We start from the raw sequence: 22,651 nt of genomic DNA on the forward strand, positions 1-22,651 counted from the left end.
GTCTGTTTACCCGCGCCGATACGGGACGGGCCAATGCCCGGAACGGAGGCGTTTCCGGTCATCGGCCCGTGTTACAACTGCCCTGCGGCCGGTGAGCAGCGTTGCCGGAAGGCAACGGCGCACCGCACGATCAGGACGTCAACGTCGCGAGAACACTCGCCGCATCGCTCACTTCGAACTTGCCCGGCGCCTCGACGGCCAGCGTCTTGACCACACCGCCGTCAATCACCATCGCGTAGCGCAGGGAACGAATTCCCATGCCACGCGCGGACAAATCCTGCGTCAGCCCCAGCGCATGAGTGAAAGCCGCGCTGCCGTCCGCCATCATGCGCACCTTGCCCGCGGTGTGCAGATCACGTCCCCATGCGCCCATCACGAATGCGTCGTTGACGGACACGCACCAGATCTCGTCGATCCCCGCCGCGCGCAGTTGCTCGGCGTGTTCGACGTAGCCCGGCACATGCTGCGCCGAGCAGGTCGGCGTGAACGCGCCCGGCAATCCGAAGATCACCACCCGCTTTCCCACAACCTGGTCGCGCACGCTGTAGGCGTTCGGCCCCAGCGTGCACCCTTCGCGCGCATCGTCGATGAACTCGAACAATTGCGCGTCGGGCAGCGCGTCGCCCACTTGAATCATGGCTGGTCCCTCATAGCGATACGGTTTTTCAGCGTGTCGCGGACAGCACGGCCCATCCCGCTCCGCTCACGCGAAGAGGGCACGTTTCCCGGCCCGGCGTCGCATCCGACGCGGCCTGTCGTGATCCGTGGCATCCGTCACGCCGGCGTTACCGCGGCAACTTCGCCGCGGCTTCGCCTGTGTGCGTCGTCAGTCAGCCTGCTTGCGCAGGAAAGCCGGGATGTCGTACGTGTCCACCCCCTTCTCCTGCAGCGCCTGCACGTGCGATGCCGCGGTTTCGCGCGAGTTGCGCCACACCGCCGGCGTATCGAGCGCGCCGTAGTCGGCCGTGCTGACGTGTTGCGCCGGCGCATAGCCGTGCGACACCGCGCTGACCGGCTGGTTGTCCGTACCCGTGCGCAGCAGCGTCATCGGTGCCGACTGCTGCTTCTTCGCCGCACGGCCCAGCCCCGTCGCCACGACCGTCACGCGCAGTGCATCGCCCATCGCGTCGTCGTACACCGCACCGAAGATCACCGTCGCATCTTCCGCCGCGTAGCTCTTGATCGTGTTCATCACTTCGCGCGTTTCCGACAGGCGCAGCGAACGGCTCGACGTGATGTTGACCAGCACGCCGCGCGCGCCCGACAGATCGACGCCTTCGAGCAGCGGGCTCGCCACGGCCTGTTCCGCCGCGAGGCGTGCGCGATCGACGCCGGCAACCGTCGCCGTGCCCATCATCGCCTTGCCCTGCTCGCCCATCACCGTCTTCACGTCTTCGAAGTCGACGTTCACGAGGCCGTCGACGTTGATGATTTCCGCGATACCCGCCACCGCGTTGTTCAACACGTCGTCCGCGCACTGGAAGCACTTGTCCATCTCGGCGTCATCGCCCATCACGTCGAACAGCTTGTCGTTCAGGACGACGATCAGCGAGTCGACGTGATCCTCCAGTTGCTGCGAGCCTGCTTCGGCGACGCGCATGCGCTTGCCGCCCTCGAACTCGAACGGCTTGCTGACGACACCGACCGTCAGAATGCCCATCTCCTTCGCGATCTGCGCGACCACCGGTGCCGCGCCCGTGCCCGTGCCACCACCCATGCCGGCCGTGATGAACACCATGTGCGCGCCGCGCAGTGCGTCGGCGATGCGCTCGCGCGCTTCTTCCGCTGCCGCACGACCCATTTCCGGCTTCGCACCGGCGCCCAGACCCGTGTTGCCGAGCTGGATCACCGACGATGCGCGCGAACGCGACAGCGCCTGCGCGTCCGTGTTCATCACGATGAAGTCGACGCCCTGCACGCCGCGGTTGATCATGTGCTGGACGGCATTGCCGCCAGCGCCGCCAACGCCGACCACCTTGATGATGGTGCCGTTGGTCTCGGTTTCCAGCATTTCGAATTCCATTGTTGCCTCCGTCAAGAGAATGACTGCTACTCGGCCGTTATTCGGCAGGAGATCGGGCAACCCCCTGTCGCGCGCCAGCCGCCGGCACCAGCGCGAATTTCGATTCGGTATTTCAGAAGTTGCTCAGGAACCATTCCTTCATCCGCGAGAACACCTGCCCCGCGTTGCCGGACTGCACGGCGACCTTGCGGCCGCGCATGCGCTGCGCACTGCCTTCGACGAGCAGCCCCATCGCCGTCGAGTAGCGCGGATTGCGCACGACGTCGGACAGGCCGCCTGCATATTCCGGCGCACCGATGCGCACCGGCTTCAGGAAAATGTCTTCGCCGAGCTCGACCATGCCCGGCATCATCGACGCGCCGCCGGTAATGACCACGCCGGAGCTCAGGAGTTCTTCATAACCCGATTCGCGCACGACCTGCTGCACGAGCGAGAACAGTTCCTCGACGCGCGGCTCGATCACGGCCGCGAGCGCCTGGCGCGACAGCGTGCGCGGGCCGCGTTCGCCGAGGCCCGGCACTTCCACCATTTCGTCCGGATCGGCAAGCGCCTGCTTCGCGATCCCGTAGCCGACCTTGATGTCTTCCGCATCCGGCGTCGGCGTGCGCAGCGCCATCGCGATGTCGCTCGTGATCTGGTCGCCAGCGATCGGAATCACCGCCGTGTGGCGGATCGCGCCTTCGGCGAAGATCGCGATGTCGGTCGTGCCGCCGCCGATGTCGACCAGCACCACGCCGAGATCCTTCTCGTCTTCGGTCAGCACCGCCAGCGACGACGCGAGCGGCTGCAGGATCAGGTCGTTCACTTCCAGCCCGCAGCGGCGCACGCACTTGACGATGTTCTGCGCGGCGCTCACCGCGCCCGTCACGATGTGCACCTTCACTTCCAGCCGGATGCCGCTCATCCCGATCGGCTCGCGCACGTCCTCCTGGCCGTCGATGATGAATTCCTGCGTGAGGATGTGCAGCACCTGCTGGTCGGTCGGGATGTTGATCGCCTTCGCGGTCTCGATCACGCGCGCGACGTCCGTCTGCGTGACTTCCTTGTCCTTGATCGCGACCATCCCGCTCGAGTTGAAGCTGCGGATGTGACTGCCCGCGATCCCGGTGAACACGTTGGTGATCTTGCAGTCGGCCATCAGCTCGGCTTCCTCGAGCGCGCGCTGGATCGACTGCACGGTGGCCTCGATGTTGACCACCACACCTTTCTTCAGACCCTTCGACTCGCTCTGGCCGAGACCGATCACCTCGTAGTGACCCTCGCCCTTCAGCTCGGCGACGATGGCCACCACCTTCGACGTGCCGATGTCGAGGGAAACCAGCAGATCCTTGTAGTCTTTGCTCATAAAGTGCTCTTGCGTGTGATCTCTCGTTACTTCTTGCGCTTGTCGGTATCGGTCAGGAACCGCATGCCTGCCGCGCGAATCGCGAATCCGTTCGGATAGCGCAGGTCCGCGTACTCGATGTCGTTGCCCCAACGCTCCGTGACGGCCGGCCACGCGGCGACCAGACGCTGGCTCCGGTCATGCAGCGTGTCGCTGTTGCGTTCCTTGCCCAGCTCGACCTGCATGCCGTTCGACAGCTTCACCGTCCACGCGTACCGCGCCGACAGCGTCACTTCTTCCGGCGCCGCCTTCAGCGGCGCGAACCATTTCCCGAAGTCGCGATACCGCGTGACGACTTCCTTCGCACTGCCTTCCGGGCCGTCGAACGCCGGCAGTTCCTGCTCCAGCTCGCCCTGGTTCGCGGTGAACAGCTCGCCGTCGACGCTCACCAGCTGATCGCTGCCCCAGGTCCCGAGCGGTTTGTACTCCTCGAGCGTGACAGCCAGCGCATTCGGCCACACCCGGCGCACGCTCGCGTGACGCACCCACGGCATCTGCTCGAACGCCGCGCGCGCCGTATCGAGATCGACCGTGAAGAAATTGCCCTTCAGCCGGCCGACCACGCCCGCGCGCACCGTGGGCGAATTGATGTGCTCGGTGTCGCCGTCGATCCGGATCTCCCGCAGCGCGAACGTCGGGCGCTGGATCAGCCAGTAGCAGCCGGCCGCCGCCAACACGAGCAGCAGCAGCGCGTACAGCGCGCTGGCGGCAAGGTTGAGTTGGCGAACGTTGTTCCACATACGTCGTTCCGTTCCTGCGTCAGTCGTTGAGCGTGAGCGACAGCACCTTCACGACCAGCTCCGAATAGCCGATGCCGACCGCGCGCGCGGCCTTCGGCGGCAGCGAGTGGTCGGTCATCCCGGGGGCCGTGTTCACTTCCAGGAAATACGCATTGCCGGCCGCGTCGACCATGAAATCCGCGCGCCCCCAGTCGGTGCAGCCGAGCACGTCGAACGCGCGGCGCGCGATGCGCTTCAGTTCCGCTTCCTGTTCCGCCGGCAGGCCGCACGGGATCAGGTACTGCGTATCGTCGGCGACGTACTTCGCGTGATAGTCGTAGAACTCGCCGGCCGGCACGATCTTGATCAGCGGCAGGTCGAGATCGCCGGCGATGCACGCGGTGTATTCGCCGCCGCCTTCGATGCTCTTCTCGACGATCACGATCTTGTCGTGCGTCGCGGCTTCCGACAGTGCGGCGGGCAACGCGTCGGCCGTCTTCACCTTCAACACCGCAACGCTCGAACCTTCACTCGCCGGCTTCACGAACAGCGGCAGGCCGAGCTTCGCGACGATCTCCGTCGCGCGCGCCGCGTAGTCGTCACCGCGCATCACCGTCTCGAACGGCGGTGTCGGCACGCCCGTCTGCTGCCACACGAGCTTCGTGCGGAACTTGTCGAGGCCGAGCGCCGACCCGAGTACGCCGCTGCCCGTGTAGCGGATCCCGTAGAAATCGAGCGCGCCCTGGATCTGGCCGTTCTCGCCGTAGCCGCCGTGCAGCGCGTTGAACGCGCGCACGAAGCCTTCGTCCTTCAGCGCCGACAGCGGCCGCTCGGCCGGGTCGAACGGATGCGCGTCGACGCCTGCGTCGCGCAGGCCCTGCAGCACGAGGCGGCCCGAGGTGAGCGACACCTCGCGCTCGGCGGATTCGCCGCCGAACAACACCGCCACCTTGCCGAAACGTTTCGGATCGATCCCGCTCATGTCATCCCTTCTGTTGCGTGTTCTGCACGACCTTCGCCGGCACGCCGCCGATCGAACCCGCGCCCATCGTGATCACCACGTCGCCGTTCTGCGCGACCTTCGCCAATGCGTCCGGCACGTCGTCGACCGTCGCGACGAACACCGGGTCGACCTTCCCCGCCGTGCGCAGCGCACGCGACAGCGCGTCGCCGCTGGCCGTCGGGATCGCGGCCTCGCCGGCCGCGTAGACTTCCGTCAGCACCAGCGCATCGACCGTCGACAGCACGTTGACGAAATCGTCGAAGCAGTCGCGCGTGCGCGTGTAGCGGTGCGGCTGGAACGCCAGCACGAGGCGGCGGCCCGGGAACGCGCCGCGCGCGGCCGCGATCGTCGCTGCCATCTCGACCGGGTGATGACCGTAATCGTCGATCAGCGTGTACTGGCCGCCGTCCGCGCTCGGCACGTCGCCGTAACGCTGGAAGCGCCGGCCGACGCCGTTGAATTCCGCCAGCGCCAGCTGGATCGCGTCGTCCGACACGCCGAGATCGGTCGCGATCGCGATCGCCGCGAGCGCGTTCTGCACGTTGTGCAGACCCGGCATGTTCAGCACGACCGCGAGCGGCGCACGCCCTTCGCGGATCACCGTGAAGTGCATCCGGCCGTCGCGCGCGTCGATGTCTTCCGCGCGCACCTGCGCGTCCGGCGACAGGCCGTAGCGCACGACCGGCTTCGAGATGAACGGGATGATCTGCCGCACGTTCGGATCGTCGACGCACACGACCGCGCTGCCGTAGAACGGCAGGCGCTGCGTGAATTCGATGAACGCCTGCTTCAGCCGCGCGAAATCGTGGCCGTAGGTGTCCATGTGGTCGGCATCGATGTTCGTGATGACTTCGATCACCGGATACAGGTTCAGGAACGACGCATCCGACTCGTCGGCCTCGGCGACGATGAAGTCGCCCGTGCCGAGCCGTGCGTTCGCGCCGGCGCTGATCAGCCGGCCGCCGATCACGAAGGTCGGGTCCAGCCCGCCCGCCGCGAGCACGCTCGCGACGAGGCTCGTCGTCGTGGTCTTGCCATGCGTGCCGGCGATCGCGATGCCCTGCTTCAGGCGCATCAGCTCGGCCAGCATCACCGCGCGCTGCACGATCGGCACGCCCTGGTGGCGCGCGGCCAGCACTTCCGGGTTGTCCGAGCGCACGGCCGTCGACACGACGACCGCGTTCGCGCCCTCGATGTTCGCCGCGTCGTGGCCGATCGCGACCCGCGCGCCCAGCGCCTCGAGGCGATCGGTCACCGCATTGCGCGACAGGTCGGAGCCGCTGACCTCGTAGCCGAGGTTGACGAGCACTTCGGCGATGCCGCTCATGCCCGCGCCGCCGATCCCGACGAAATGAATGTGTTTGACGATGTGTTTCATTGCAGTTGTTCCAGGTTCGCGCCGGCCGCCTTCGCGCACACGCGCGCGACTTCGTCGGTGGCCTCGGGCTTCGCGAGCGAGCGCGAACGTTCCGCCATCTCCGCGAGCGATGCACGCGACTGGCTGCGCAGCCAGTCGGCGAGCAGTTCCGCCGACAGGTCGCGTTGTTGCACCAGCACGGCCGCGCCCGCATCGGCGAGGAACGCGGCGTTGGTCGTCTGGTGATCGTCGACCGCGTACGGGAACGGCACGAACAGCGCCGCCACGCCCACCGCCGCGATCTCCGACACCGTCATCGCGCCCGACCGGCAGATCACCAGATCCGCCGCCGCATACGCGGCCGCCATGTCGTCGATGAACGGCACGAGCCGCACGTCTTCGCCGGCCGCGAAACCGGCCGCTTCGTAATTCGCCTTCAATGCTTCGATGTGCTTCACGCCCGCCTGGTGCACGACGCGCGGGCGCTCGCCCGGCGCCAGCAGCGCCAGCGCGCGCGGCACGACTTCGTTCAGCGCGGCGGCCCCAAGGCTGCCGCCGACGACCAGCACGTTCAACGGGCCGCTGCGCGACGCATAGCGTGCTTGGGGCGGTTCCGTGTGCGCAAGTTCCGCGCGAATCGGGTTACCCGTCCATTCCGCGTGCGGCAGCGCGCCGGGGAACGCGACGAGCACGCGCTTCGCGAGTTTCGCGAGCACCTTGTTCGTCAGGCCGGCGATCGAGTTCTGTTCGTGCAGCACGAGCGGACGCCCCGACAGCGCGGTCATCACGCCCGCCGGGAACGTGATGTAGCCGCCCATCCCGAGCACGACGTCCGGCCGCACGCGGCGCAGCGCGCCGAGGCTCTGCCAGCATGCGCGCAGCAGGTTGACCGGCAGCGTCAGCTTGGTCTTCAGGCCCTTGCCGCGCAGCCCGCCGAACCGCACGTACTCCATCGGAATGCCGTGCTTCGGCACGAGCGTCGCTTCCATCCCGGCCGGATTGCCGAGCCATACGACGCGCCAGCCCGCCGCCTCCATCCGGTGCGCGACCGCGAGCCCCGGGAACACGTGGCCCCCGGTGCCGCCTGCCATCACCATCAGCGTGCGTTGCGACGCGGTCATACCTTCCCTCCGCGCATCAGCACCCGGTTCTCGTAATCCACGCGCAGCAGCACCGCGAGCGCGACGCAGTTCAGCAAAATGCCCGAACCGCCGTAGCTCACGAGCGGCAGCGTCAGCCCCTTGGTCGGCAGCAGCCCGAGGTTCACGCCCATGTTGATGAACGTCTGCGCGCCGAACCAGATGCCGATGCCCTTCGCCATCAGGCCCGCGAACGTGCGATCGAGCGCGAGCGCCTGGCGGCCGATTTCGAACGCACGGCGCACGATCCAGTAGAACAGCAGGATCACGACCAGCACGCCGACGAAGCCGAGTTCCTCGCCGATCACCGCGAGGATGAAGTCGGTATGCGCTTCCGGCAGGTAATTCAGCTTCTCGACGCTGCCGCCGAGGCCGACGCCGAACCACTCGCCGCGGCCGAACGCGATCAGCGAGTGCGTGAGCTGATAGGCCTTGCCTTGCGCGTAGCGCTCGTCCCACGGATCGAGATACGCGAAGATCCGCTCGCGACGCCACGGCGACAGCCACACAAGCATCGTGAACGTGCCGACCGCCGTCGCGACGAGGCCGCCGAACAGCTTGCCGTTCACGCCGCCGAGAAACAGCACGCCCATCGCGATCGCGGCGACCACCATGAACGCGCCCATGTCCGGCTCGAGCAGCAGCAGCGCGCCGACGAGGCCGACCGCGAACGCCATCGGCAGGAAGCCCTTCGCGAAGCTCTGCATGTATTCCTGCTTGCGCACCGTGTAGTTCGCCGCGTAGATCGTCACCGCGAGCTTCATGATTTCCGACGGCTGCATGTTCGTGATGCCGAGCGGAATCCAGCGGCGCGCACCGTTCACGCCCTTGCCGACGTGCGGGATCAGCACGATCACGAGGCCGACCAGCGCGATCAGGAACAGATGCGGCGCGTATTTATCCCAGGTCGACACCGGCACGCGGAACGCAACCACCGCCGCGATGAACGCGACGGTAAGCGACACGCAGTGGCGCATCAGGAACGCGTAATCGTGATACGACGCGTATTTCGGCGAATCGGGCATCGCGATCGACGCCGAATACACCATCACGACGCCGAGCCCGAGCAGCGCGATCGCGACCCACAGCAGCGAATAGTCGAAATCGAGCATCCGCGAACGGCTCGGACGCACGCCGTTGACGACGCTCGCGAGGCCGCCCGTCGCGGCGCGCGTGGCCGATGCGACGCGGCCGCCCGCGGCATTGCCGCCGGTGTCGCGCCGGTCGTTGAAACGGGAGACGAGGCGATCGGACCAGCTCATGACGTCGCTCCTTTGTCGATGGCGACTTCATCCACCGCCGCGCGGAACACTTCCGCGCGATGGGCGTAGTTCCTGAACATGTCGAGGCTCGCGCACGCGGGCGACAGCAGCACCGCATCGCCCGGCTCGGCCAGCTCGGCCGCCGCGTGCACCGCGCCTTCGAGCGTCGCATGGTCGGAAAGCGGCACGCCCGTTTCGGCGAGCGTGTCGCGGATCGCCGGCGCGTCGCGGCCGATCAGCATCACCGCGCGACACCAGCGCGCGACCGGCGCGACCAGCGGCGCGAAATCCTGCCCCTTGCCGTCGCCGCCCGCGATCAGCACGATCTTCTGCGCGAGTCCGTCGAGCGCGGCCACCGTCGCGCCGACGTTCGTGCCCTTGCTGTCGTCGACGTAGTCGACGTCGTCGATCGTCGCGATCACCTCGACGCGATGCGCTTCGCCGCGGTATTCGCGCAGTGCGTGCAGCAGCGGCGCGGCGGGCAGGTCGATCGCCCGCGCGAGCGCGAACGCGGCCAGCGCGTTCGCCGCGTTGTGCAGCCCGCGGATGCGCAGCGCGTCGGCCGGCATCAGGCGCTTCTGTGCGATGTCGGGCGTATGCGCGTCGCGCTTGCGCCGGCGGGTCGTCGTCGCTTCATCCGGCGCGTCGCGATCGACGGCTTCCACGAGCCACGCGATGCCGTTGTCGCGCGACAGCCCGTAGTCGCCGTCCTGCGTCGGTTCGTTCAGGCCGAACGTGACCGTGCGCGGTGCGTCGGCCGCGCCGGCTGCCGGCGCGAACTTCATCACGGCCGCGTCGTCGCGGTTCAGTACGCGCGTCGTCGTCGCGCCGAAGATCCGGCCCTTTGCCTGCGCGTACGCGTCGAGGCTGCCGTGCCAGTCGAGGTGGTCCTGCGTGATGTTGAGGATCGCGGCCGCATCGGGCGCGAACGTGCGCGCGGTCTCGAGCTGGAAGCTCGACAGTTCGAGCACCCAGACGTCGGGCAGCGCGGTTTCGTCGATCGCGCTCGCGAGCCGATCGAGCATCGCCGGGCTGATGTTGCCCGCGACCGCGACCTGCTTGCCCGAGCGGTGGCACAGCAAGCCCGTGAGGCTCGTGGTCGTGGTCTTGCCGTTGGTGCCGGTGATCGCGAGCACCTTCGGCTGGTAGCCGCTCGTGCCGAGCGCGCGCAGCGCCTGCGCGAAGAATTCCAGCTCGCCCCAGACCGCGACACCGCGCTCGTTCGCGGCCGCGACCAGCGCCGCGAGTGCGGGTTCGAGCGGCGACAGCCCGGGGCTCAGCCCGACGATCTCGACGCCGCCGTCGAGCAGCGCGGGCGTGAACGCCCCGCCAACGAACTCCGCATCGATGCCTTCGGCCTGCAGCGCGGCAAGGTTCGGCGGCGCCTCGCGGGTATCGGCAATGCGCAGCCGGCACCCGTGCCTCGCGCACCATCGCGCGATCGCGAGACCCGATTCCCCGAGCCCCAGTACGAGCACCATCGGCCGTTGCCGATCTCCAAACATCTCGCCAGACATCCTTGTTACCTTTCCTTTACCGCAGCTTGAGGGTGGTCAGACCGAACAGGCACAACATCAGGGTGATGATCCAGAAACGCACGACCACCTGCGTTTCCTTCCAGCCGGACAATTCGAAATGGTGATGCAGCGGCGCCATCTTCAGCAGGCGCCGCCCTTCGCCGTAACGCTTCTTCGTGTACTTGAACCACGACACCTGCAGCATCACCGACAGCGTTTCCGCGACGAAGATGCCGCCCATGATGAACAGCACGATTTCCTGGCGCACGATCACCGCGACCGTGCCGAGCGCGCCGCCCAGCGCCAGCGCGCCGACGTCGCCCATGAACACCTGCGCGGGGTGCGTGTTGTACCAGAGGAACGCGAGCCCGGCCCCGCCCATCGCGGAACAGAAGATCAGCAGTTCGCCCGCGCCCGGGATGTGCGGGAACAGCAAATATTTTGAATAGACCGCGCTACCCATCACGTACGCGAACACGCCGAGCGACGCGCCGACCAGCACGACCGGCATGATCACGAGGCCGTCGAGGCCGTCGGTCAGGTTCACCGCGTTGCTCGCGCCGACGATCACGAAGTAGGTCAGCACGATGAAGCCCCATACGCCGAGCGGGTAGCTGATCGACTTCAGGAACGGCAGCATCAGGTCGGCACGCGCCGGCAGCCCCATCGACAGGCCGCTCCTCACCCATGCCATGAACAGGTCGAACACGCGTACGTTGTTCGCCTCGGACACGCTGAACGCGAGATAGACGGCCGCGAACAGCCCGATCACCGACTGCCAGAAATACTTCTCGCGCGACGACATCCCGCGCGGATCCTTGTGGACGACCTTGCGGTAATCGTCGACCCAGCCAATTACGCCGAAGCCGAACGTGACGAGCATCACGATCCAGATGAACCGGTTCGTCAGGTCACCCCACAGCAGCGTCGCGACCGCGATGCCGATCAGGATCAGCACGCCGCCCATCGTCGGCGTGCCGGACTTGACGAGGTGGGTCTGCGGGCCGTCCTTGCGCACGGCCTGCCCGACCTTCATTTGCGTCAGCTTGCGAATCACCCACGGTCCGCACACGAGCCCGATCCCCAGCGCGGTGATGGTGGCCATCACCGCCCGGAACGTGAGGTACGTGAACAAGCGCAAAAAGCTTGCGTCTCCTTGCAGCCATTGCGCCAGCGCCAGCAGCATGCTTCCTTCCTTCTACTCAGTGTGCGGCGGGCACGGTGCCCGTCGCGGGTTGGTTCGTCAGCGCGTCGACCACGCGCTCCATCTTCATGTACCGCGAGCCCTTCACGAGCACCGTCGCCTGCGCGCCGTAACCGGCCGCGAGCAGCGCCGACACGAGCGCGTCGACGTCGCCGAAATGGCGTGCCGTGTCGCCGTAGGCGGTGCACGCGTCGCGCGATGCGTCGCCGAGCGCGAACAGCGCGTCGATCCCGCGTTCGCGCGCGTACGCGCCGACCTCGCGGTGGAATGCCGGCCCTTCGTCGCCGACTTCGCCCATGTCGCCGATCACCAGCACGCGCGGCGCCGGATGCGCGGCGAGTACGTCGATCGCGGCACGCATCGAATCGGGGTTCGCGTTGTACGTATCGTCGACGACCGTCGCGCCCGCGAGGCTGCCGACGCTCGCCTGCTTCACCTGCAGCCGGCCCTTGACCGGTTCGAACGCTTCGAGCCCCTGCCGGATCGCCGACAGCGCGACGCCGGCGCCGAGCGCCGCGGCCGTCGCTGCCAGCGCGTTGCGCGCGTTGTGCTCGCCGAGCGCACGCAGCCGGACCGTGACGGCGCCCGCCGGCGTGTCGATCGCGAGCTCGCCGCCGTGCACGCGGCCGACCACCTGCGCGTCGTTCTGCCGTTCGACGTCGTGCAGCGCGAAATCGAGGATCCGGTTGCCGGTCGCCGCAACGCGCCAGATGCCCGCGTACGCGTCGTCGGCGGGGAACACCGCGACGCCGTCCGGCGGCAGCGCGTGGATCACGGCCGCGTGTTCGAGCGCGACGGCTTCGACCGTCGCCATGAATTCCTGGTGCTCGCGCTGCGCGTTGTTGACGAGCGCGACCGTCGGCGCGGTCAGACGCGCGAGGACGTCGGTTTCACCCGGGTGGTTCATGCCGATCTCGATCACCGCGAGACGATGCACGGCCGACAAGCGCAGCAGCGTCAGCGGCAGGCCGACGTCGTTGTTCAGGTTGCCGGCCGTCGCGAGCCGCGCGTCGGCGCCGACCGCCGCCGCGAAGATCGACGCGATCATTTCCTTGACGGTCGTCTTGCCGTTGCTGCCCGTCACCGCGACCAGCGGCAGCGGGAATCGCATTCGCCAGCCGTGCGCGAGCGCACCGAGCGCGGCACGCGTTTCGCCGCCTTCGATCATCGGCATCGCGACGCCTGCGGGCGCGTGCGCGACGAGCGCGGCGGTCGCCCCGCGCGCGGCGACGTCGCCGAGGAAATCGTGCGCGTCGAAGCGCTCGCCTTTCAGCGCGACGAACAGGTCGCCCGGGCCGACCGTACGGCTATCGGTCGACACGCGGTCGAACGTGACGCCCGCGTCGCCGTGGACGGTGGCGCCGGGAATCAGGCGGCCGGCTTCGCCGAGACTGAGCATCGTCATTCGGCGCCTCCCTTGCCGTGCGTCGCGCGCGCGGCGAGCGCGAGCCTTGCATGATCCTGATCGGAGAACGTGCGCTTCTTGCCCATGATTTCCTGCGTGGCCTCGTGGCCCTTGCCGGCCAGCACGACGACGTCCTCGCGAGCGGCGCCGCGCACGGCCTGCAGGATCGCGCTCGCGCGATCCTCGATCCGGCGTGCGCGATCGGGCGCGGTCATGCCCGCGACGACCTGGTCGATGATGCGCTGCGGATCCTCGCTGCGCGGGTTGTCGCTCGTGACGACGGTTTCATCGGCGAGCCGCTCCGCGATCGCGCCCATCAGCGGACGCTTCGTCGCATCGCGATCGCCGCCGCAGCCGAACATGCAGACGAGCCGGCCGCCGCGCGCCGCGGCGATCGGGCGCAGCGCGTCGAGCGTCTTTTCGAGCGCGTCCGGCGTATGCGCGTAGTCGATCACGACGAGCGGCTCGTCGTTCTGCAGCCGGCCGCCGAGCCGCTGCATCCGGCCGTTGACCGACTCGAGCCGCTCGATTTCGCCGAGGGCCGCGTCGAACGGCACGTCGGCCGCGAGCAGCGAGCCGAGTACCGCGAGCAGGTTGCTGACGTTGAACGTGCCGAGCGTGCCGACCTCGACGTCCGCGTCGCCCCACGACGAACGCAAGCGGAAAGCGGTGCCGGTCGCGGTCGCGCGCACGTCGAGCGCGATCAGCTCGCGATCGGCGTCGGGCGCCGGCACGTCGCCGATCCCATACGCGATCGTGCGCACACGGCCGGCCAGCTTCTCGAGCAGGCGACGGCCCGCTGCGTCGTCGCGGTTGATCACCGCCGCGCGCAAACCGCGCCACGCGAACAGCTTCGCCTTCGCCGCCTCGTACGCATCCAACGTGCCGTGATAGTCGAGGTGATCCTGCGTGAGGTTCGTCAACACCGCGATGTCGAACGCCGTCCCGTTCACGCGCCCCTGGTGCAGCGCGTGCGACGACACCTCCATCGCGACGGCCTGCGCGCCCGCGCCGCGCAACTGCGCAAGGCTGCGCTGAAGTTGCGGCGCGTCGGGCGTCGTGAAGCCGGTCGGCACGAGCTGGCCGGGCATCCCGCTGCCGAGGGTGCCGATCACCGCGCACGGCTGGTGCAACGCCGTCAGCGCGGTGGCGATCCATTGCGTGCACGACGTCTTGCCGTTCGTGCCGGTGACGCCGATCGCGAACAGGCTGTCGCTCGGATCGCCGTACCAGCCGCTGGCGATCTCGCCGGCGAGCTGGTCGAGCGCCGGCACCGCGAGCGCGACGGGTACGGCCGGCGCGGCCGGTGCCGCGCTCAGCCCTTCCGGCTGATACAGCACGGCGGCCGCACCGCGTGCGACGGCGTCGGCCATGAACGCGCGGTTATCTGCCCCGTCGACCGCATACGCGACGAACACGTCGCCAGCCTTCAGGCTGCGCGTGTCCGCATGCAGTTGCGCCGCGGGGGTCACATGCTGACGCAACCACGCGAGCGCGGCTGCGATCTGCTGATGCGCCGGATGGGAACTGCGGGCGGCGCTCATCGAACCACTCCTGGTGAATTACGTGTCGTGCTGGATACGATCATATGCTTCGCACCGCTGCCCGCGGCCAGCTTTTGCGGGCCCTTTGCGGTAGCAGATTCCGGCGAATCGTCGGACACGACGAGCTGCTTGATCGGCATGTTCGGCGGGACGTTCAGCGCACGCATCGTGTCGCCGGCGATCGCCGAGAATACGGGGCCCGACACCTGGCCGCCGAAGTGGCTGCCGGCAGTCGGCTCGTCGACCGACACCGCGATCACGACGCGCGGATTCGGCATCGGCGCCATCCCGACGAACGACGCGCGGTATTTGCGCGTGTAGCCGTGACCTTCATGTTTGTATGCGGTACCGCTCTTGCCGCCGACGCGGTAGCCCGGCACGGCCGCATCCGGCGACGTGCCGCCCGGCGCGACCACCGTCTCGAGCATCGCGCGCACTTCGCGCGCGGTGGTCGGATTGAACACCTGCGTGCCCGCGATCGGCTGATTGGGGTCGGTCTTGAAAATGGTCACGGGCATCAGCTCGCCGTCGTGCGCGATCGCCGTGTACGCGCGGGCGAGCTGGAACAGCGACACCGACAGGCCATAGCCGTACGACATCGTCGCCTGCTCGATGCGGCGCCAGCTCTTCCACGGACGCAGTCGGCCGGCCACCGCGCCCGGGAACCCGACCTTCGGCGCCTGGCCGAGGCCGATGCTCGTATACATATTCCACATTTCCTCGGGCCGCATCGTCATCGCGATCTTCGTCGCGCCGATGTTGCTCGACTTCTGGATCACGCCGCCGACCGTCAGCGTGCCGAAACCCGCGTCGTCGGTGATCGGCGCGCCGTCGAGCACGAAGTGCCCGTTGCCCGTCTCGACGAGCGTGTTCGGCGTCACGCGATGCAGATCGAGCGCGAGCGACACGGTGAACGGCTTCATGATCGAGCCCGGCTCGAACACGTCGGTCATGATCCGGTTGCGCAACTGCTCGCCCGTCATGCGCGAACGGTCGTTCGGGTTGTACGTCGGGTAGTTGACGAGCGCGAGCACTTCGCCGGTCCGCACGTCGACGACCATCGCCGCGCCGGCCTTCGCCTTGAACTTCTCGACGGCGGCCTTCAGGTTCGCGTACGCGATGTACTGGATCTTGCTGTCGATCGACAGGTCGACGTCGGTGCCGTTGTGCGGCGGGATCTGCTCGGCGACATCCTCGATGATGTGCCCCATCCGGTCCTTGATCACGCGACGCATGCCGGACGTGCCGGACAACATCTTCTGGTCGCCCAGTTCGACGCCTTCCTGCCCTTCGTCCTCGACGTTCGTGAAACCGATCAGGTGAGCGGTGATCTCGCCTTCCGGATAGAAGCGCTTGTATTCGTTGCGCTGATAGATGCCGGGAATGTCGAGCGCGGCGACCTTGTCCGCGACGTCGATCGGCACCTGGCGCTTCACGTAGACGAAGCCCTTGTCTTGCGACAGCTTCACGCGCAGTTCCTTCGACGTCATGCCGAGGAGCTTGCCGAGCTGGTTGACCTTGTCGGTATCGAGATCGTCGGGCACCGCGTCCGGAATCGCCCAGATCGCGCGCACCGGCAAGCTCGTCGCGAGCACGAGCCCGTTACGGTCGAGAATCTTGCCGCGCGTGGCCGGCAGCTCGAGCGTGCGCTGGTAGCGGCTTTCGCCCTGCTTCTGATAGAACGCGTTGCCGGGCCCCTGGATCCAGAACGCCCGGGCGGTCAGCGCGACGAACGCCATGAACAGCAGGAACACGACGAGCTTCGAGCGCCACATCGGCAAATGCACGCCCAGCACGGGGCTCGACGAGAACTTCACGTTCTGGCGCTTCGGGGACGGCTTCATCGCGCGCCCCCGTTGCCCTTGCCGGCCGTGTCGGCCGATGCCGCCATCGGCGCGTCGATCGCCTTCGCCGCACCCGCCGGCAGCGTCAGGTATTGCGTGCGACCGGTCGAAATCGGCTGCATTTTCAGCGAATCGTTCGCGAGCTGCTCGATGCGCGACGTCTTCGACAGCGCGCTCTGCTGATATTGAAGCTGCGCGTAGTCCTGCTGGAGCTGACGCTCCTGCGACTGCGCGCGCTGCAGCTGGATGAAGATCTGGCGTTGCTGGTTCGTCGAGTTGACGACCGACAGCGCGCAACCCATCACGATGATCAGCAGGAAGATATTGAGACGGCTCATGGCGTGACGCGCTCCGCAATGCGCATCACGGCCGAGCGGGCGCGCGGATTCGCGGCGACTTCCGCTTCGCTCGGGAACTGGCGGCTGATGATCTTGAGCGGCGGGCTCGGCAGGTCGACGGCGCGGATCGGCAGGCGACGATCGACCGCAGGCGCACTCGCGTGCGCCTGCATGAATCGCTTGACGATCCGGTCCTCGAGTGAATGAAAGCTGATGACCACCAGCCGCCCCCCTTGCTCCAGCAACGACAGTGCCGCGTCTAGTACGACTTGCAGGTCCGCAAGCTCTTGATTGACGTGAATCCGTATAGCCTGAAAGGTGCGGGTTGCCGGATCCTTGCCCTTCTCACGGGTTTTGACGACGTGACCCACGATTTGGGCAAGCTCGCCCGTGGTGTCGAGAGGCCCAAGACGGTCGGACTCTGCCCGGCGAGCAACAAGCGCCTTTGCAATCTGAAAAGCAAACCGTTCTTCCCCATAATCCCGTATCACCTCCGTCAATTCCTGCACCGATGCCCGCGCGAGCCATTCGGCCGCCGACTCGCCGCGCGTCGGATCCATTCGCATGTCCAGCGGACCATCCGCGCGGAAACTGAAGCCGCGCGCCGGATCGTCCACCTGCGGCGAGGACACGCCCAGGTCCAGCAACACCCCCGACACCTTCTCGACGCCGCGCGCCGCAAGCGCGTCGCGCATCGATGCAAAGCTGTCATGCACGATCGAGAAGCGCGCATCCTCGATGCCCTGTGCCGTCTCGATCGCCCTCGGATCCTTGTCGAACGCGATCAGCCGCCCGCCCGACGCCAGCCGCGCGAGCACCGCGCGGCTATGGCCGCCGCGCCCGAACGTGCCGTCGACATACACGCCGTCCGGCCGCGTCACGAGCGACTCGACCGCCTCATCCAACAGCACCGTCCGATGCCGCAATTCATTTCCCATCGCGGGCGTCTCCGTCACCGCAATCAGAACGTGAAATTCTTCAGCGCGTCGGGCATGCCCTGCGCCATCGCCGCCTGCTCCTTCGCGTTGTAGGTCTGCGAATCCCACAGCTCGAAGTGACTACCCATTCCCAACAACATGACTTCCTTTTCCAGTCCGGCTGCCATGCGCAGCTCGGGCGATACGAGAATCCGGCCCGCGCTGTCGAGATCGACATCCATCGCATTGCCGAGAAAAATTCGCCGCCACCAGTGCGCGTCCATCGGCAGCGCGGCGATCTTGGCGCGGAACACTTCCCATTCGGGGCGCGGAAACAGCAACAGGCAGCCGTCCGGGTGCTTGGTCACAGTCACCCGTCCTTCTGCCTGTCCTTGCAGCGCTTCGCGATAGCGAGCCGGCACCGACATCCGCCCTTTCGCATCGAGCGTCAGCGCCGACGCCCCTTGGAACACTTTCCGCTCTCCCGTTCAGGGCACCGAAGCACCCGCTCAATGCTGAGAATTTAGCCGGAACAGCCGGCTAAATCACACAAAAATACACTTTCTCACACTGTCTCCCACTTTAGAGGAAGGGTGTGGCACGGTCAAGGGAGCGGCCCGCTTTTTTGACGAATTTTGTTAGTTAGAACAAGGACTTACGCGCACATGCTCATGCGACCCCTCATTCCAAAAACCGTTATAAATGAATGAGCTAGTGCAACTTGTGAAGGTGATACGTGAGAAAGACGGGCCAGACTGGCGTGCGGACGGGGCTTTCGGGGGCGGGAAAACGAGGAGTGAGCGGACGGTATCGGGGGCGGTGAACCGGGGCGGCGTCCTGCACCACCCCGGCCAAATCTCAGAGATAGTAAGCAGTGCGCGTCATGACTTTCGACGCGGCGCGCATCAGCATCCGCGCGGGTAGCGGCAGCTCGATCCCGCCGGCGTCGGTCGCGGCCTTGCCGTGCTTCACCTCGTCGATCCGCATCTGGTCGACGATCGCGCGCGATGCGGTGTCGGTCGCCGGCAGCTCGGACATGTGACCTTCGAGATGGCTCTCGACCTGCCGCTCCGTCTCCGCCATGAAGCCGAGGCTGACCTTGTCGCCGAGCGTGCCGGCCGCCACACCGATCGCGAGCGCGCCGGCATACCACAGCGGGTTCAGCAGGCTCGGGCGCGAATCGAGTTCCTTCAGGCGGTGCGCGGTCCACGCGAGGTGATCCTCCTCCTCGCGCGCGGCCTCCTCGAACATCGCCTTCGCCGACGCGGTACGCGCGGTGAGCTTCTGCGCCTGGTAGAGCGCCTGCGCGCAGACCTCGCCGACGTGATTCACGCGCATCAGGCCGGCCGCGTGCGTGCGCTCGGCGGGCGTCAGCTCGACGTCCGTCGTATCGACCGGCACGGGCACCGGCCGGCTCATCCGGCTAATGCCGGTCAGCGATCGCAGGCCGCGATCGAATTCGCTGATCAGTTCATCCAACACCATCCTGTTCTCCTGGCTGCAGATGCCGCTGCGCGCGGCAAGGGCACGAGTCCGCTGCGTAACCGACTTGATTATTCAGCGGAAATTGCGGTTAACCCGTGATTTTAACCATTGTTGCATAAAGGAAACATGGCGGCGTTGAGCTGCAGCATTTCGCTTTGTGGCAAAAACCGGCTTTGCTACATTACGTGCGACTTCTTGCGAAGTTGATGGGGCCCGTCGACAGAACATAACTATCCGCCCCGCCAAAAAAATTCAGTGATTCTTGGAGATCCGCTAATGAAAAAGTCGCTTCTCGCGCTCGTCGCGCTGGGCGCGTTCGCTGGCGCTGCTCATGCGCAAAGCAGCGTGACGCTTTACGGCATCATCGATGAAGGCTTCCTCTTCAACAACAACGCAGGCGGCAAGCACCTGTACGGCCTGGCGAGCGGCGTGATGCAAGGCAGCCGCTTCGGCCTGCGCGGCACCGAGGACCTCGGTGGCGGCCTGAAGGCGATCTTCACCCTCGAAAACGGTTTCGACGTGAACAGCGGCCGGCTCGGTCAGGGCGGCCTGATGTTCGGTCGTCAGGCTTACGTCGGCCTGTCGAGCCCGTACGGTACGGTCACGCTGGGTCGTCAGTACGACTCCGTCGTCGACTTCGTCGGCCCGCTCGAGGCAGGCGACCAGTGGGGCGGCTACATCGCCGCTCACCCGGGCGACCTCGACAACTTCAACAACGCATATCGCGTGAACAACGCGGTCAAGTTCACGAGCCAGAACTACGGCGGCCTCACGTTCGGCGGCTTGTACAGCTTCGGCGGTCAGGCAGGCCAGTTCTCGAAGAACCAGGTCTGGTCGCTCGGCGCAGGCTACAACAACGGCCCGCTGGTCCTCGGCGTCGGTTACTTGAACGCACGTACGCCGAACCAGTTCGGCGGCATGTTCAACAACGGCTCGGCATCGTCGTCGATCTCGTCGCCGGTCTACGGCGCGTACGCGAACAACGCGAACACGTACCAGGTCATCGGTGCAGGCGGCGCGTACACGTTCGGCGCAGCGACGATCGGCGCGACGTACTCGAACACGAAGTTCAAGGGCTTCTCGGCAGGCCCGTTCGTGAACCAGACCGCGACGTTCAACAACGGCGAAATCAACTTCAAGTACCAGTTGACCCCGGCGTTGATTCTCGGCGCCGCGTACGACTACACGCAAGGCAGCAAGATCGACGGCAACTCGGCAGCCAAGTACCACCAGGGCTCGCTGGGCGTCGACTATTTCCTGTCGAAGCGCACGGACGTGTACGCGATCGGCGTGTACCAGCACGCATCGGGCAACGTGCTCGATTCGAACGGCAACGTCCTGAAGGCAACGGCGGCGATCAACGGTCTCGCAGGTTCGAGCACCAGCAACCAGGTCGCAGCACGCGTCGGTATCCGTCACAAGTTCTAATCAGCTTGTCTGACAAGCCGCAGCATATTGAAGGCGCCTTCGGGCGCCTTTTTCTTTGCTGGCGCGGCGGGGATGCCGATTGGTGGCCGGGCGGTGAATCGATCGGTCCGCGGGTGGCGGTAGACGCGCGTCGCGGTACGCCGTCCCGGCCGTCAGGTCGAAACGCGAGGCTTGCGCCGCCGCTCGCACGAAACAGGCGCCTCCTGGTCAATCACCCGCAGCCGCAAACAAAAAGCCCGGCACAGGCCGGGCGTTTCGTTCAACCGCATCGTTGCGTGCGTTACGCACGTCCGTCGCGCAGTTCGCGCCGCAGGATCTTGCCGACGTTCGTCTTCGGCAGCTCCGTGCGGAACTCGACCAGCTTCGGCCGCTTGTACCCGGTGAGCCGCTCCTTGCAGTAGGCAAGGATGTCCTTGTCGGTCAGCGCCGGATCCTTTTTGACGACGAACAGCTTCACGGCTTCGCCGGAATGCTCGTCCGGCACGCCAACTGCCGCCACCTCGAACACGCCCGGATGCGACGCCACCACGTCCTCGACTTCGTTCGGATAGACGTTGAAGCCGGACACGAGAATCATGTCCTTCTTGCGATCGACGATCTTCACGTAGCCGCGCGCATCCATCACGCCGACGTCGCCCGTCTTGAAGAAGCCGTCCGCGAACATGACCTTCGCGGTCTCGTCGGGCCGGTTCCAGTAGCCGGCCATCACCTGCGGGCCACGGATGCAGATCTCGCCCGGCTCGCCGAGCGCGACGTCGTTGCCGGCATCGTCTCGGATCGCGACTTCGGTCGACGGCAGCGGCAAGCCGATCGTGCCGCTGTATTCGGTCGCCGTCACAGGGTTGCAGGTCGCCACCGGCGACGTTTCGGACAGCCCGTATCCTTCGATGATCGCCGTACCGGTCTTTTCATACCAGCGCTTCGCGACGCCTTCCTGGATCGCCATGCCGCCGCCGTTGGCGATCACGAGCTTCGACAGGTCGAGCTGACCGAATTCCGGATGGTTCAGCAGCGCGTTGTACAGCGTGTTGACGGCCGGAATCGTCGAGATCTGGTAGCCCTTCAACTCCTTGATCATGCCGCCGATATCGCGCGGGTTCGGGATCAGGATACCCATCCCGCCCGTGCGCATCGTCAGGAAACCGCACACGGTCAGCGCGAACACGTGATACAGCGGCAGCGCGACAACCGTCACGAACTGTTTCACGTCCGGGTACTTGTCGTGAGCCGGCTGATGCCACGCGCCGGCCTGCAGCACGTTCGACACGATGTTCCGGTGCAGCAGCGTCGCGCCCTTCGCCACGCCGGTCGTCCCGCCCGTGTACTGCAGGAACGCGACGTCGTCGGGGCCGATTTTCTGCGATTTGAAGCCCTGTCGCCCGCCCTCCGACAGCGCGGCCTTGAAGCGCGTGAACGACGGCAGTTGCCACGCAGGCACCATCTTCTTCACGTTGCGCACGACGTAATTGACGAGCCAGCCCTTGATGCCCAGCAGGTCGCCCATCGACGCGACGACCACGTGCTTGACGGCCGTATTGGCGATGACGGCCTGCAGCGTCGACGCGAAATTCTCCAGGATGACGATCGCCTCCGCACCGCTGTCCTTCAGCTGATGCTCGAGCTCACGCGGCGTATAGAGCGGGTTGACGTTGACGACCGTGTAGCCGGCACGCAGGACCGCGGCAATCGTGACCGGGTATTGCAGCACGTTCGGCATCATGATCGCGACGCGCGCCCCGCGAGCCAGGCCGCGGGATTGCAGCCACGCGCCGAACTCGCGCGACAGCTTGTCGAGTTCGCCGTACGTGATGCCCTTGCCCATGCAGACGAACGCGGTACGGTCTCGGTACTGCCGGAAGCTCTCGTCGAGCAGGTCTGGAACGGACGGATAAGGAGAGGCGTCAATTTCGGCTGGAACGCCGGGTGGGTACGATTTCAGCCAAATTTGATCCATACCGCGCGTCTCCTCACAGATTTTCGAATGGTCGTGCTAAAACGCATCGTAACGGCTCCCCCGCCCCGAGACAACAGGGTTAGATGTCCACTTCGAACTTGCATATCAATTTCGTCTGATCATACGGC

Annotated in this window: 19 protein-coding genes; 1 reads left to right on the forward strand and 18 read right to left on the reverse strand. The window is 66.5% G+C overall.

Features of this window, described 5'->3' with window-relative positions:
• Positions 1–130 precede the first annotated feature (130 nt).
• From HWX76_RS05525 to coq7, 17 genes are all read right to left on the reverse strand, one after another.
• The gene (locus tag HWX76_RS05525) at positions 131–637 is read right to left on the reverse strand and encodes a peroxiredoxin (RefSeq protein WP_050013900.1); all 507 of its coding nucleotides are present in this window, start codon (positions 635–637) and stop codon (positions 131–133) included.
• A 189-nt stretch (positions 638–826) separates the two neighbouring features.
• A complete protein-coding gene (ftsZ, locus tag HWX76_RS05530; RefSeq protein ID WP_006487140.1) occupies positions 827–2,023 on the reverse strand; it encodes a cell division protein FtsZ in 1,197 nt (398 codons plus the stop codon).
• Between the two features lie 112 nt (positions 2,024–2,135).
• Positions 2,136–3,368 (reverse strand): cell division protein FtsA, encoded by a 1,233-nt coding sequence (gene ftsA, locus HWX76_RS05535; protein ID WP_006487138.1) that lies wholly within the window; start codon positions 3,366–3,368, stop codon positions 2,136–2,138.
• Positions 3,369–3,394: 26 nt separating this feature from the next.
• Positions 3,395–4,147: a cell division protein FtsQ/DivIB gene (locus HWX76_RS05540; protein ID WP_006477014.1), complete on the reverse strand. Its 753-nt coding sequence runs from the start codon at positions 4,145–4,147 to the stop codon at positions 3,395–3,397.
• Between the two features lie 19 nt (positions 4,148–4,166).
• Positions 4,167–5,108 carry a D-alanine--D-alanine ligase gene (locus HWX76_RS05545; RefSeq protein WP_050013901.1) on the reverse strand — a complete coding sequence of 314 codons (942 nt, stop codon included), beginning with the start codon at positions 5,106–5,108 and terminating at the stop codon, positions 4,167–4,169.
• 1 nt (position 5,109) lies between these two features.
• Positions 5,110–6,507 carry a UDP-N-acetylmuramate--L-alanine ligase gene (murC, locus tag HWX76_RS05550; protein ID WP_050013902.1) on the reverse strand — a complete coding sequence of 466 codons (1,398 nt, stop codon included), beginning with the start codon at positions 6,505–6,507 and terminating at the stop codon, positions 5,110–5,112.
• The gene (murG, locus tag HWX76_RS05555) at positions 6,504–7,607 is read right to left on the reverse strand and encodes an undecaprenyldiphospho-muramoylpentapeptide beta-N-acetylglucosaminyltransferase (protein ID WP_050013903.1); all 1,104 of its coding nucleotides are present in this window, start codon (positions 7,605–7,607) and stop codon (positions 6,504–6,506) included. Before murG ends, murC begins: the two co-directional genes overlap by 4 nt.
• Complete coding sequence (gene ftsW, locus HWX76_RS05560; RefSeq protein ID WP_050013904.1) at positions 7,604–8,887, reverse strand: putative lipid II flippase FtsW; 1,284 nt, start codon at positions 8,885–8,887, stop codon at positions 7,604–7,606. The genes murG and ftsW overlap by 4 nt, the downstream gene beginning before the upstream one ends.
• Positions 8,884–10,392 (reverse strand): UDP-N-acetylmuramoyl-L-alanine--D-glutamate ligase, encoded by a 1,509-nt coding sequence (gene murD / locus HWX76_RS05565; protein WP_050013905.1) that lies wholly within the window; start codon positions 10,390–10,392, stop codon positions 8,884–8,886. The genes ftsW and murD overlap by 4 nt, the downstream gene beginning before the upstream one ends.
• A 28-nt stretch (positions 10,393–10,420) precedes the next feature.
• Positions 10,421–11,590 (reverse strand): phospho-N-acetylmuramoyl-pentapeptide-transferase, encoded by a 1,170-nt coding sequence (gene mraY / locus HWX76_RS05570; RefSeq protein ID WP_006477019.1) that lies wholly within the window; start codon positions 11,588–11,590, stop codon positions 10,421–10,423.
• Between the two features lie 16 nt (positions 11,591–11,606).
• On the reverse strand, positions 11,607–13,013 hold the full coding sequence (gene murF, locus HWX76_RS05575; protein WP_050013906.1) for a UDP-N-acetylmuramoyl-tripeptide--D-alanyl-D-alanine ligase: 1,407 nt from the start codon (positions 13,011–13,013) through the stop codon (positions 11,607–11,609).
• Positions 13,010–14,557 (reverse strand): UDP-N-acetylmuramoyl-L-alanyl-D-glutamate--2,6-diaminopimelate ligase, encoded by a 1,548-nt coding sequence (locus HWX76_RS05580; RefSeq protein ID WP_050013907.1) that lies wholly within the window; start codon positions 14,555–14,557, stop codon positions 13,010–13,012. The genes murF and HWX76_RS05580 overlap by 4 nt, the downstream gene beginning before the upstream one ends.
• The gene (locus tag HWX76_RS05585; protein ID WP_124637943.1) at positions 14,554–16,401 is read right to left on the reverse strand and encodes a penicillin-binding protein 2; all 1,848 of its coding nucleotides are present in this window, start codon (positions 16,399–16,401) and stop codon (positions 14,554–14,556) included. The genes HWX76_RS05580 and HWX76_RS05585 overlap by 4 nt, the downstream gene beginning before the upstream one ends.
• Positions 16,398–16,739: a cell division protein FtsL gene (gene ftsL / locus HWX76_RS05590; protein WP_089488145.1), complete on the reverse strand. Its 342-nt coding sequence runs from the start codon at positions 16,737–16,739 to the stop codon at positions 16,398–16,400. Before ftsL ends, HWX76_RS05585 begins: the two co-directional genes overlap by 4 nt.
• Positions 16,736–17,677 (reverse strand): 16S rRNA (cytosine(1402)-N(4))-methyltransferase RsmH, encoded by a 942-nt coding sequence (rsmH, locus tag HWX76_RS05595; RefSeq protein WP_050013910.1) that lies wholly within the window; start codon positions 17,675–17,677, stop codon positions 16,736–16,738. Before rsmH ends, ftsL begins: the two co-directional genes overlap by 4 nt.
• 23 nt (positions 17,678–17,700) lie before the next feature.
• Complete coding sequence (gene mraZ, locus HWX76_RS05600) at positions 17,701–18,129, reverse strand: division/cell wall cluster transcriptional repressor MraZ (protein ID WP_006487094.1); 429 nt, start codon at positions 18,127–18,129, stop codon at positions 17,701–17,703.
• Positions 18,130–18,514: 385 nt separating this feature from the next.
• On the reverse strand, positions 18,515–19,141 hold the full coding sequence (gene coq7, locus HWX76_RS05605) for a 2-polyprenyl-3-methyl-6-methoxy-1,4-benzoquinone monooxygenase (RefSeq protein WP_050013911.1): 627 nt from the start codon (positions 19,139–19,141) through the stop codon (positions 18,515–18,517).
• Positions 19,142–19,417: 276 nt separating this feature from the next.
• Here coq7 and HWX76_RS05610 point away from each other — a divergent pair, with 276 nt between their 5' ends.
• Positions 19,418–20,569, forward strand: coding sequence for a porin (locus tag HWX76_RS05610; RefSeq protein ID WP_124630563.1), 1,152 nt, complete (start codon positions 19,418–19,420; stop codon positions 20,567–20,569).
• 280 nt (positions 20,570–20,849) lie between these two features.
• Here HWX76_RS05610 and HWX76_RS05615 read toward each other — a convergent pair whose 3' ends face one another.
• Entirely contained in the window at positions 20,850–22,523 is a 1,674-nt protein-coding gene (locus HWX76_RS05615) for a long-chain fatty acid--CoA ligase (protein WP_050013913.1), read from the reverse strand.
• Between the last annotated feature and the right edge of the window lie 128 nt (positions 22,524–22,651).

Source organism: Burkholderia sp. BCC0398, from assembly GCF_902833245.1.
Classification (GTDB): Bacteria; Pseudomonadota; Gammaproteobacteria; order Burkholderiales; family Burkholderiaceae; genus Burkholderia; species Burkholderia sola.

Coding starts and splice junctions, on each gene's coding strand:
- HWX76_RS05545 (WP_050013901.1), bottom strand. CDS start 5,108: ATGAGCGGGATCGATCCGAAACGTTTCGGCAAGGTGGCGGTGTTGTTC.
- HWX76_RS05540 (WP_006477014.1), bottom strand. CDS start 4,147: ATGTGGAACAACGTTCGCCAACTCAACCTTGCCGCCAGCGCGCTGTAC.
- HWX76_RS05580 (WP_050013907.1), bottom strand. CDS start 14,557: ATGAGCGCCGCCCGCAGTTCCCATCCGGCGCATCAGCAGATCGCAGCC.
- murG (WP_050013903.1), bottom strand. CDS start 7,607: ATGACCGCGTCGCAACGCACGCTGATGGTGATGGCAGGCGGCACCGGG.
- HWX76_RS05610 (WP_124630563.1), top strand. CDS start 19,418: ATGAAAAAGTCGCTTCTCGCGCTCGTCGCGCTGGGCGCGTTCGCTGGC.
- murF (WP_050013906.1), bottom strand. CDS start 13,013: ATGACGATGCTCAGTCTCGGCGAAGCCGGCCGCCTGATTCCCGGCGCC.
- rsmH (WP_050013910.1), bottom strand. CDS start 17,677: ATGGGAAATGAATTGCGGCATCGGACGGTGCTGTTGGATGAGGCGGTC.
- HWX76_RS05615 (WP_050013913.1), bottom strand. CDS start 22,523: ATGGATCAAATTTGGCTGAAATCGTACCCACCCGGCGTTCCAGCCGAA.
- ftsZ (WP_006487140.1), bottom strand. CDS start 2,023: ATGGAATTCGAAATGCTGGAAACCGAGACCAACGGCACCATCATCAAG.
- murD (WP_050013905.1), bottom strand. CDS start 10,392: ATGTTTGGAGATCGGCAACGGCCGATGGTGCTCGTACTGGGGCTCGGG.
- ftsL (WP_089488145.1), bottom strand. CDS start 16,739: ATGAGCCGTCTCAATATCTTCCTGCTGATCATCGTGATGGGTTGCGCG.
- murC (WP_050013902.1), bottom strand. CDS start 6,507: ATGAAACACATCGTCAAACACATTCATTTCGTCGGGATCGGCGGCGCG.
- mraY (WP_006477019.1), bottom strand. CDS start 11,590: ATGCTGCTGGCGCTGGCGCAATGGCTGCAAGGAGACGCAAGCTTTTTG.
- HWX76_RS05525 (WP_050013900.1), bottom strand. CDS start 637: ATGATTCAAGTGGGCGACGCGCTGCCCGACGCGCAATTGTTCGAGTTC.
- ftsA (WP_006487138.1), bottom strand. CDS start 3,368: ATGAGCAAAGACTACAAGGATCTGCTGGTTTCCCTCGACATCGGCACG.
- HWX76_RS05585 (WP_124637943.1), bottom strand. CDS start 16,401: ATGAAGCCGTCCCCGAAGCGCCAGAACGTGAAGTTCTCGTCGAGCCCC.
- coq7 (WP_050013911.1), bottom strand. CDS start 19,141: ATGGTGTTGGATGAACTGATCAGCGAATTCGATCGCGGCCTGCGATCG.
- ftsW (WP_050013904.1), bottom strand. CDS start 8,887: ATGAGCTGGTCCGATCGCCTCGTCTCCCGTTTCAACGACCGGCGCGAC.